Here is an 11133-nt window from a genome sequence, read left to right as displayed (position 1 = left end):
ACGCCCCGCCCTCACCTGGGCGTCCGCCCCAGCCGCCCAGCAGGGTCAGCTCGAAGCCCCCTTCTGGGTTCCTGCGCCGCACGAGCATGGCCGTGCCATCCAGGTGCGCCAGCGTCAGGGGCTTCGAGGCGCCTGCGGCCCTCCCCCAGTCATGCACCGCGGACAGCGACAGCAGGTACTGCAAGGGGAGGGGTGGCCGGCCGAAGAGGAGGTACGGCACGTCCAGCGCGACTTCCGCGCCCAAGAGGCGCGCGCCCAGCACGTCCGAGGCGAAGGCCTCCGCGTACACCGGCCCCAGCTTCCTCGTCACCACCGCTCCGGCCGGGTGATGGTCGGGGTTGCCCCGGTTGTTGTAGCGCCGCACCAGGTGCCCGGACAGCAGCGTGTAGGACTCCAGGGCGCCCATCCACAACGAGTTGGGTGCGTCCCCTCCCACCGTGAGCGTCCGCACCACCTGTCCCCAGTCGGACAGCGTGTCCCAGTCCTCCTTCCTCACGGAGCCCGTCCCCCCACCGCCGCCCCACAACCGCAGCCGCACGGGGGCCCCCAGGTGGAGGTTGAACACGCCTCGCTTCCTCACCACCACCCGGGGCTCCAACTGGACGAAGCCTTCGTCCCCGCCCATGCCATTCCTGGGCAGGAGCGTCAGCGACGTTGCCTCCATGCGCAGCAGGTTCGTCCACTGCGAGCCCGAGCCAGGGGTTGCCGGTGTCGCTCGTTCCTCTCCTTCGCCGGAAGCCTCGGCTTCCTGCGCCCCTCCGGCGCTGGGTAACAGCAGCAGCAAGACGACGGTCCAATTCCAATGCATGCACATCGACGCCTCCGTGGAAGGCCCCAGCAGGGGCGCTAAGGACAGAGGTTCCCCGTTCGGTCCGACAGGGCGGCGGACCGGGGGGCATTGCACTGAAAGAGTCACGGGCGACCCTGCCCGTCAGGCAATAGACAGCCGAGCCACGCCACGGCGCCAGGACGGCCTGGCTCAGCGCGGAGTCACGCGCCCGCCAATCTCCGGGAAGCGCTCATACGCGCGCAAGAGCGTCTCCAGGTGCGCGGGGTTGTCGAGCTCCAGCGGCGTCTCTGTGAGCCGAACGACCCACCCGCCCATAGCAGTGCGCCGCGCCCGAGAGAGCAGGTCCGCATCACGCGAGGGATCCGGGAACCCGATGGCCTGGGCGGCAGCGGCAGACCAGTAATTCAGCCACCCCAGGCAATGCGGAATCGCAGGCGAGCGGATCTTGTCTGGGAACTTGAGTGCTGGAAGTCCCCGTGGAGGAACCCCCGGCTTGCGCGCCGGATCCCTCGTCTGCCCTGCAATCTCGACTGCCGCGCTTTGCGGCGTCGCACAGCCCCAGAACGACCGCGCGCTCTCCGCCACTCCACACAGCACCTCCACTGCCGCCACGATGCCTGCTGCGTCCAGTGGCAGATCCGCATGGACTTCGAGCAGCGGCTGGCCACCCGATGCAGCGCGAGCGCTCGTTGGAAGCCCGTAGAGGGTGACGGGGGCACCTTCGTCACCGTTGCATACGAGGGGGAACTCCCCACGTGAGGCCGCCTCGGCCAGCCAGGCGTCGCGCTGAGGCAACGCGAGAGGATGCCCGGCTTTGGAGAGCTTCCACTCCAGGCGCGCGCCAGGGAGAGCCTGTTCCAGCGCATGGACGACAGCGAGCGGGCGGTCGTCATCGCCCATGAGCGCTGGCGCATGGACGATGAGGACGAGGAAGTCTTGAGGGGTCATTCCACAGGCCTCCGCGATGTCGCGCGCTTCCTTCAGTTCGAGCACCTGAACTCGGATCACCTGGTTCTGGAGAAAGCGCGAGTACCTGTCAAATTGATGGGTCTTGATCTCCCACAGCATGCGCATGCCGACTTGCGGCGCATCAAAGCGCTTGCCGCCAACGAGCACGTCCATTCCGGGGTAGCGGTTCGGCGGAAACCTGTCGGCGCACTCGTTATGCGGATCATCCTCGCCCGCGTGCGGCACCGGGATGGGCTCGCACTCAGGGCGGCGCTCCACGGTCATTGGGTCGGGCGGGGCCCTCCCGTTCCCTCTGGACCTGTCTCGTGAGGGGTCCGCCTCCGGTTCCTGCGAGGCCCGAGGAGCGTCTCCGGCCCAAAGGCCCGGCTCCCGGGTGGGCGGCAACACGCGCTTGTGCGGGCTCCGCAGCAGATGGCCTTCTGGGGGAGGACGCGGACGAGCCGCCGATGGAGCCGGGGCCTCGCACGCTGCGTGTGGCGGCGGATGACCGCGGGCCTGACGCGGATGGGAATCCGCATGCACCGCACCCTGCGGTAGCATGACCGCATGCCACCCGTGCGCGTCACCCCGCTCCCGAGGTGCCCCGTGCTCCCCGAAAGAACGCAGCCATGAGTGAACCGAACCTCTCCGCCTTCATCTGGTCCGTCGCGGACCTGCTGCGCGGCGACTACAAGCAGTCTGAATACGGGAAGGTCATCCTCCCGTTCACGGTGCTGCGTCGCCTCGACTGCGTGCTCGACGCGACGAAGCCCGCCGTCCTCGCGGAGAAGAAGCTGCGTGAGAAGGCGGGGCTCAACCCCGACCCCTTCCTGCTCAAGAAGTCCGGCCAGCACTTCTTCAACACGTCGCCGATGGACTTGAAGAAGCTCATGGGCGACCAGGACAACATCGGCGAGAACCTCCTCGACTACGTGCAGGGATTCTCACCGGCGGTGCGCGACATCTTCGAGCGCTTCGAGTTCCACGCGCAGATTGACAGGCTCAAGAAGGCCGGTCTGCTGTACCTGGTCACGGAGAAGTTCGCGAACATCGACCTGCACCCCAGGGTCGTGAGCAACGCCCAGATGGGCATGGTGTTCGAGGAGCTGATCCGCAAGTTCGCGGAACTCTCGAACGAGACCGCCGGAGAGCACTTCACGCCCCGCGAAGTCATCCGGCTCATGGTCAACCTCATCTTCATCGAGGACGACGACGCGCTCTCGAAGCCCGGCATCGTGCGCCACCTCTATGACCCGACGGCCGGCACTGGCGGCATGTTGAGCGTGGCCGAGGAGCACCTGGCTGGATTGAGTCACGGTGGCCGCCTCGTCATGTACGGACAGGAGCTGAACCCCGAGTCCTACGCCATCTGCAAGGCGGACATGCTCATCAAGGGGCAGGACGTCGCCAACATCATCTTTGGCAATACGCTCTCCGCGGATGGGCATCAGGGCAAGCACTTCGACTACATGCTCTCCAACCCGCCGTTCGGCGTGGAGTGGAAGAAGATCGAAAAGGAGGTCCGCAAGGAAGCCGAGCAGTCCGGCTTCAACGGTCGCTTCGGTCCCGGTCTCCCTCGCGTGAGCGATGGCTCGCTGCTCTTCCTGCTGCACCTGGTTTCAAAAATGCGCCCGGTGAAGGACGGTGGCAGCCGCTTCGGCATCGTCCTCAACGGCTCGCCGCTCTTCACGGGTGGGGCGGGCTCGGGCGAAAGCGAGATCCGCCGCTACATGCTGGAGAACGACCTGGTGGAGGCCATCATCGGGCTGCCCACGGACATGTTCTACAACACGGGCATCAGCACCTACGTGTGGATCGTGAGCAACCGGAAGCCCGCTCAGCGCAAGGGCAAGGTGCAGCTCATCGATGCGAGCAGCTTCTTCCAGAAGATGCGCAAGAGCCTCGGCAGCAAGCGCAAGGAATTGAGCCGTGAGCACATTGAAGACATCACGTGCATCTTCGGTAACTTCAAGAAGCTGACGCGGGGGGGCGTACCCATCAGCCGCATCTTCAAGAACGAGGACTTCGGCTACCGCACCATCACGGTCGAGCGCCCCGAGCGTGACGCCAAGGGCCGCCCAGTGCTGGGCACGAAGGGCAAGGGCAAGGATAAGCCCGTGGCCGACGCGAACCTGCGCGACACGGAGAATGTCCCGCTCTCCGAGGACGTGGAGGCGTACTTCCAGCGCGAAGTGCTGCCTCATGCGCCGGACGCCTGGATCGACCATGAGAAGACGAAGGTGGGCTACGAGATTCCCTTCAACCGGCACTTCTACGTCTTCAAGCCGCCGCGTGCGCTCGCGGAGATCGACGCGGACTTGAAGGGCGCCACTGACCGCATCCTCACGATGATCGGAGGACTCTCGAAATGAGCTTTCCACGCTACCCGGAGTACAAGGACAGTGGTGTTGAGTGGCTGGGTGAGGTGCCGGCGCATTGGGAACTGAAGCGGGTGGGTTATTTGTTTGACGAGCGTCGACAGAAGGTGAGCGACAAAGATTACGCCGCACTTTCTGTCACCAAGTCTGGAGTAGTCCCACAGCTCGCAACGGCAGCGAAGACCGATGACGGTGATAATCGAAAATTGGTGCGGATAGGTGATTTTGTTATCAATAGTCGTTCTGATCGCAATGGCTCTGCGGGTTTGTCTGCTTTTGATGGATCCGTGTCTCTCATAAATACCGTTCTTGCTCCTCGGCGCGAGATTCTCGGATTGTATGTTCACCATCTTCTTCGAAGTGTGATGTTTCAAGAGGAGTTCTATAGGAATGGCAGGGGCATTGTGGCCGACCTCTGGAGCACGAATTTCTCTGAAATGAAGGACATTGTCCTCGCGGTTCCCCCGCCGAAAGAACAGGCAGGTATCACTGCTTTCCTTGATCGCGAAGTTGCTAAAATCGACACGCTGGTGGCCGAGCAGCAGCGCTTAATCGAATTGCTAAAGGAGAAGCGCCAAGGGGTTATCTCCCACGCCGTCACCAAAGGACTGAACCCCCAAGCGCCCATGAAGCCCTCCGGCGTTGAGTGGCTCGGACAGATACCTGCCCATTGGTCTCTCCGAGAACTTCGCCATTTGGTTGCTGCTGGAACGACGATTACGTACGGAATCGTCCAGGCTGGCCCAGACACCGAAAATGGTGTTCCGTACATTCGCACATCGGACATGTCGGGTGATAAGTTGCCTATGTCCGGGTACCTACGAACTACGCACGAGATCGACGCCGCCTACCGAAGGTCCAAGGTGAGCCGCAATGACTTGGTGGTCGCGATTCGAGCGAGCCTTGGGAAGGGACTTTTAGTGCCCGATCACCTTGAGGGCGCCAACCTCACGCAGGGTACCGCTCGAGTTTCCCCTGGCCCGGGATTACTGCCGAAGTTCTTGCTCAGGGCGTTCAACAGCGACTACTGCCAAGCCAGCATTCGCATTGCTGCCAAGGGCACGACCTTCTTGGAGATCACCTTGGATGAGCTCCGCAGGGTGCCGCTCGCGGTCCCCCCTCTTCAGGAGCAGGCTGATATCGCTGAGTCGATAGATGGCCAAGTTGGTCGGTTCGACCGCCTGATTGATGAGGCGATGCGTGCCGCGCAGCTTCTTCAAGAACGCCGCACCGCCCTGATCTCCGCCGCAGTCACCGGCCAGATCGACGTTCGCGCCATCGCAGACAGGGCCGCAGCGTGAGCCTCCACAAAGAGATCAGTTTCGAATCCGAAATCTGCGCCCACCTCGCAGCCCACGGCTGGCTTCACGCCGAGGGCGACGCCGCCACCTACGACCGCGCCCGGGCGCTCTTCCCCGCGGACGTCCTGTCCTGGGTGCAGGCCACGCAGCCCAAGGCCTGGGAGACGCTGACGAAGAACCACGGCAGCAAGGCCCAGGAAACACTGCTCAATCGCCTGCGAGACCAGCTCGACCAGCGTGGAACACTCGACGTCCTTCGCAACGGCATCGACCTGCTCGGCCTCAAGCAGCCGCTCAAGCTGGCCGAGTTCAAGCCCGCGCTTGCCATCAATCCCGACATCCTCGCCCGCTATGAAGCCAACCGGCTGCGTGTGGTGCGGCAGGTGCGCTACTCCGTCCACAACGAGAACAGCATCGACCTGGTGCTCTTCCTTAACGGCTTGCCCGTCGCGACGGTCGAGCTGAAGACCGACTTCACCCAGAGCATCACGGACGCCATCGACCAGTACCGCTTCGACCGGCTGCCGCGCCCCAAGGGCAAAGCCGCCGAACCGCTGCTCTCCTTCCCGAGCGGCGCGCTGGTGCACTTCGCGGTGAGCAACAGCGAAGTCCACATGGTCACGCGACTCGACGGCCCGGACACCGAATTCCTCCCCTTCAACCAGGGCAACGACGGCGGCGCGGGCAACCCGGTGAACCCCAGAGGCCACCGCACCGCGTACCTGTGGGAGCAGGTCTGGGCGCGCGAGAGCTGGCTGGAAATCCTGGGGCGCTACCTCATCGCCCAGCGCGACGCGAAGAAGCAGATCCACCGCGTCATCTTCCCGCGCTACCACCAGCTCGACGTCACCCGGAAGCTCCAGGCCGCCGTGCTCGCGGACGCGCGTGGCACCAAGTACCTCGTCCAGCACTCGGCCGGTTCGGGCAAGACCAACTCCATCGCCTGGACGGCGCACTTCCTGGCCGAGCTGCACGATGCCTCGCACAAGAAGGTGTTCGGCACGGTGCTGGTCGTCTCCGACCGCAACGTCATCGACGCCCAGCTTCAAGAGGCCATCTTCAGCTTCGAGCGCACCACAGGCGTGGTGGCGGTCATCACCGACAAGGACGGCAGCAAGAGCGACACGCTCGCCAAGGCGCTTTCGGGTGACAAGAAGATCGTCGTCTGCACCATCCAGACGTTCCCCTTCGTCATCAAGGCCGTGCGCGAGAAGGCCGCGACGCAGGGCAAGCGCTTCGCGGTCATCGCCGACGAGGCCCACAGCTCACAGACGGGTGAGGCCGCGTCCAAGCTCAAGGCCGTCCTCTCCCCGGAGGAGCTGGCGGCGTTCAACGACGGCGGCGAGGTGAGCAGCGAGGACGTCCTGGCAGCGCAGATGTCCTCCCGCGCGGATGATTCGGGCATCACGTTCGTCGCGTTCACCGCCACGCCCAAGAACAAGACGATGGAGCTGTTCGGCACCCGGCCGGACCCGTCGCGCAAGCCCGCGCCCGACAACATCCCGGCGCCGTTCCACGTCTACTCCATGCGCCAGGCCATCGAGGAGGAGTTCATCCTCGACGTGCTGACGAACTACACGCCGTACAGCCTCGCCTTCAAGCTCGCCCACGAGGGCCGGGACGTTGACGAGAAGGACGTGGAGAAGAGCGCCGCGCTCAAGAAGATCATGGGCTGGGTGCGGCTCCACCCCTACAACATCGCCGAGAAGGTACGGATCGTGGTGGAGCACTACCGCAAGTTCGTTGCCCCACTGCTCGACGGTCAGGCCAAGGCGATGGTCGTCGTCGCCAGCCGGTTGGAGGCCGTGCGCTGGCAACTCGCCATCGAGAAGTACATCCAGGAGCACGGCTACAAGCTGGGCACGCTCGTGGCGTTCTCTGGCGAAGTCATTGACCCGGACTCCGGCCCGGACCCCTTCACCGAGAACAGCCGGACGCTGAATCCCCACTTGAAGGGGCGCGACATCCGCGAGGCGTTCAAGGGCGGCGAGTACCAGGTGCTGCTCGTCGCCAACAAGTTCCAGACCGGCTTTGATCAGCCGCTGCTCTGCGGCATGTATGTCGACAAGCGTCTGGCGGGAATCCAGGCGGTGCAGACGCTCTCGCGGCTGAACCGGTCGTATCGAGGCAAGGAGAAGACGTTCATCGTCGACTTCATCAACGAACCGGCGGAGATCCTCGAAGCCTTCAGGACATACTACACGACGGCGGAGCTGTCGGCGACGACCGACCCGAACCTGGTGCTCGACCTGCGAGCGAAGCTGGACGCCGCCGGCCACTACGATGACTTCGAGGTGGACCGGGTGGTCGCCGCGGAGCTCAACCCCAGCTCGAAGCAGAGCGACCTCGTGAAGGCCATCGAGCCGGTGGTGGACCGGCTGATGAAGCGGTTCAAGGCGGCGCAGGTGGCGCTCCAGGCCGCGAACGAGACGTCCCATTCCAGGGCCAGCAAGGATGCCAAGGCCGAACTCGACGCCCTCATCCTCTTCAAGTCGGACATGGGCGCGTACCTGCGCCTCTACACGTTCCTCTCCCAGATCTTCGACTACGCCAACACCGCCATCGAGAAGCGGGCCCTCTTCTACAAACGCCTCCTACCGCTCCTGGAGTTCGGACGTGAGCGGGAGTCCATCGACCTGTCGAAGGTCAAGCTCACGCACCATGCGCTGAAGGAGCACGGCAAGGCCGTGATGCAGCTCGCGGCAGGGGAGAAGCCGACGCTGTACCCCCTCACGGAGGCGGGCGGAGGCAGCGTGCAGGAGAAGGAGCGCGCCCGGCTCAGCGAGATCATCGAGAAGGTGAACACGCTGTTCGAGGGGGACCTCTCCGAACAGGACAAGCTCACCTACGTGGTCAGCGTCGTGATGGGGAAGCTGCTGGAGTCCCCCACGCTGGTCCAGCAGGCCGCGAACAACACCCAGGAGCAGTTCGCGAACTCGCCCGACCTCAATCTTGAGCTCCTGAACGCCATCATGGAGGCCTTTGACGCGCACTCGCTGATGAGCAAGCAGGCGTTGAACTCCGAGGCCATCCGGGCCGGCATCAAGGACATCCTGCTCAACCACGCGAAGCTGTGGGAGGCCCTCCGGTCCAAAGCCGGCAAGGGGTAGGTGTGTCAGACGGTTCCTCTGCGATGCGCCTGGCGCCTGGCGCCTGGCAGGCCGGTGGCCCTCCGACAATCCGGACATGGCGATGGCGGCCTGCGGCGCGGACCGCCGTTTCTGTTGAGAATTGCCAACCCGGGCGTAGGCCTTGTTGTCTGGATTGAGCGGTCCCTGCATCCTGGTCGACGGTGTATGGCTCAAGGAGGCGGCAATGAGTAAAGGCGGCGGCGGAAAAGGCAGTGGTGGTGGCCAGGGCAGCGGTGGGGGAAGCAAAGGCAGCAGTGGCGGAAGTGGCGGCGGCGGTGGAAGCAAGGGTGGAGGCGGAGGCGGCGGAGGCCGGCCCGCCAACGCTCCGAGCACCACTGGCCAGCCATCCGGCGGTGGCCGGGGGAACAACCCTCCCAGCAAGTGATTGAAGCCGCTGCCTCCCAGGACCTGAGCGTTCCTGGAGGGCGGCGGTCAGCCACGGACCGGGACCTGGAATGTCACGGCGGTCGCTCCTCAAGAGGACCGCCGCGCCGTGCTAGGAAGACGGGGTGATTTCCACCCTTCCCGGCCCGGAGTGCGCGGGCGTCGCGCGGCTCGCCTTCGAGCGCTCCGGTCCCCGCACGGTGGTGCGCACCGCGCTGGCGCACAGCCCCCTGCGGCTGCTCACGCCGCGCAACCACGGCCATGCGGCCTGGGCCTACACGAGCTCGTTCGGCGGCGGGCTGGTGGACGGCGACCACCTGCGCCTGGACGTGAACGTCGCGGAAGGGGCCACGGCGCTCCTCGCGACGCAGGGCTCCAACCGCGTCTACCGTTCACCCCGGGGCTGCCAGAGCGACCTGTGCGCGCGCGTGGGTCCGCAGGCGCTGCTCGCGTGGGTGCCGGACCCGACCGTCTGTTTTGCCGGCGCCCGCTATTCCCAGACATTGGACGTGACGCTCGCGGCGGGGGCCTCGCTGGTGCTCGCGGACGTGGTGACGGCCGGACGCAGCGCCCGGGGCGAGCGGTGGGCCTTCCTTCGCTACGCCTCCCGCCTGCGCCTCGCGCGGGAAGGGCGCACCGTCCTGGACGAGCGCCAGGTGCTGGACGCCGAGCACGGCGCGCTGCCGGAGCGGCTGGGCCGCTTCGACGCGCTCGCCACGGTGCTGCTGGTGGGGCCCGCGCTGGCCTCCGCGCGGGAGGCCCTGGCCGCTCGGGTGGCGGCGCTGCCGGTGAAGCCGCGCGCTGGGCAGGTCGTCTCCGCGAGCCCCCTGGGAGACGACGGGCTGCTGGTGCGCGCGGCGGCCGTCTCCCTGGAGACGCTGCTTTCCACCACGCGCGACTGGCTGTCATTCCTGCCGGACCTGCTGGGCGACGACCCGTGGGCCCGGCGGGTGTGAGTCACCCGTAGCGGGTGAGGTCGAACGCGGTGTAGTTCGGGTACAGCCGCTCGATGTGCTCCGCCGTCAGGTTGACCAGGTCCTTGTGGCTGTCCGTCTGCCATTCGGCGGTGTTGGCATCCATCAGGCGGCTCTTGCCATCCGTCTTGTGCAGGCCGATGACGTGGCCCTCACCCTCGCCCTCGCCATCCTTGCGCAGGCCCATCCGGTAGTGGCCGTTCTGCTGCGTGCCGTCGAACAGCTTCTGCGCGAAGTTATGCTCGATGGGCTCGAAGTCCTGCACGCGCACGTTCGGGTGGCCGCCGCCACGGCCGGTCCGGAAGTCCTGGCGCAGGCCCTGCAATTCCATCTGCGTCGCTTCGATGGACGCCGAGTCCTTCTTCATCTTCGCCACGCCCTGGGAGATGTCCTGGGTCAGCTCCTGGCGCTGCGTCGTCAATCCCTCGCGCTGCTCCGGCGTCAGGTGCGGGTTCGTGAGCTGCTCGTTGATGAACTTGCGCTGCTGCTGCTTGTTCTTGAGCACATCCACGTCGTCCTGGAACTTCGCGATGGAATCCATGCTCGCGTTGTTCTTCTTCTGGAGGGCGCTGCCCTGGACGTGCTCGGCGTGCTGCTTGTCGATGAGCGAGCCGAAGTGGTTGTCCGTGAGCTTGCCGAACGCCTGCGAGCCCTTCTTCGGGTCGCCGCCCGCTTCGATGCCGGTGCGGATCCACTCGGACGTCATCGCGCTGCACACGCCCGCGTCCGTGCCGGCGGGCAGGCCCGGCTTCTTCAGCATCGGGTGGCCGCCCTGGTCCGTGAAGCGGAGGACCTCCGCGCCCGGCACCTCCGCCTTCATCTCCTCCGTCACCTTCTGGATTTCAGGGCGCACCGGCGCGGCCTTGCCCTTGCCCGGGGTGCGGCCCATCACCAGGTCCTGCACCTCGCTCTCGGAGAGCTTCGGCGCCTGCACCTGCGGCCCCTGCAGGTCGTGCGCGTTGATGTTCGGACGCGACGAGGAGGAGGACCCCTCCGCGTTCGTGGAGGGCTTCTTGAACGAGTCCCCCTGCGGCGTCTTGTCCGGCCCCGACGTCTTCGTGGGCGTCGTCGGCTTCGACACCGGAGCGCTGCTGCCCGTGGAGTTCTTCCCGTGGGCCACCGTGTTGTCCTGCTTCGGAGGCGCGGGGGCCGCCTTGGGCGTCTTGGGGAAGCTCGGCTTGAAGCTGCTCTTCATCTTCATGGGAGACCTCGGGGGAGGAGGGGGCC

Annotated in this window: 6 protein-coding genes and 2 pseudogenes; 4 read left to right on the top strand and 4 right to left on the bottom strand. The window is 65.7% G+C overall.

Annotation, left to right across the window (positions count from 1 at the left end):
• The 3 genes and pseudogenes from D7X12_RS33865 to D7X12_RS44695 all read right to left on the bottom strand — a co-directional run.
• Positions 1-814 (bottom strand): annotated as a pseudogene (locus tag D7X12_RS33865) (hypothetical protein); the annotation flags it as partial.
• 165 nt (positions 815-979) lie between these two features.
• Positions 980-1738, bottom strand: a complete 759-nt coding sequence (locus D7X12_RS33860; RefSeq protein WP_120629348.1) for a DUF5953 family protein — start codon at positions 1736-1738, stop codon at positions 980-982.
• Positions 1739-1795: 57 nt separating this feature from the next.
• Positions 1796-2023: pseudogene (locus D7X12_RS44695) on the bottom strand (DUF6310 domain-containing protein); the annotation flags it as partial.
• Between the two features lie 344 nt (positions 2024-2367).
• Between D7X12_RS44695 and D7X12_RS33850 the strand changes: the two are divergent.
• From D7X12_RS33850 to D7X12_RS33835, 4 genes are all read left to right on the top strand, one after another.
• Positions 2368-4110: a type I restriction-modification system subunit M gene (locus D7X12_RS33850; protein ID WP_120629347.1), complete on the top strand. Its 1743-nt coding sequence runs from the start codon at positions 2368-2370 to the stop codon at positions 4108-4110.
• Positions 4107-5417, top strand: coding sequence for a restriction endonuclease subunit S (locus D7X12_RS33845; protein WP_120629346.1), 1311 nt, complete (start codon positions 4107-4109; stop codon positions 5415-5417). Before D7X12_RS33850 ends, D7X12_RS33845 begins: the two co-directional genes overlap by 4 nt.
• Positions 5414-8527 (top strand): type I restriction endonuclease subunit R, encoded by a 3114-nt coding sequence (locus tag D7X12_RS33840; protein WP_120629345.1) that lies wholly within the window; start codon positions 5414-5416, stop codon positions 8525-8527. The genes D7X12_RS33845 and D7X12_RS33840 overlap by 4 nt, the downstream gene beginning before the upstream one ends.
• Before the next feature lie 530 nt (positions 8528-9057).
• Positions 9058-9888: an urease accessory protein UreD gene (locus tag D7X12_RS33835; RefSeq protein WP_120629344.1), complete on the top strand. Its 831-nt coding sequence runs from the start codon at positions 9058-9060 to the stop codon at positions 9886-9888.
• A 1-nt stretch (position 9889) separates the two neighbouring features.
• Here D7X12_RS33835 and D7X12_RS33830 read toward each other — a convergent pair whose 3' ends face one another.
• A complete protein-coding gene (locus D7X12_RS33830; RefSeq protein WP_120629343.1) occupies positions 9890-11107 on the bottom strand; it encodes a hypothetical protein in 1218 nt (405 codons plus the stop codon).
• Between the last annotated feature and the right edge of the window lie 26 nt (positions 11108-11133).

Source organism: Corallococcus sicarius (genome assembly GCF_003611735.1).
GTDB lineage: Bacteria > Myxococcota > Myxococcia > Myxococcales > Myxococcaceae > Corallococcus > Corallococcus sicarius.
The sequence above is the reverse complement of the archived record's forward strand: the minus strand, read 5'-3'. Positions and strand labels throughout refer to the sequence as shown.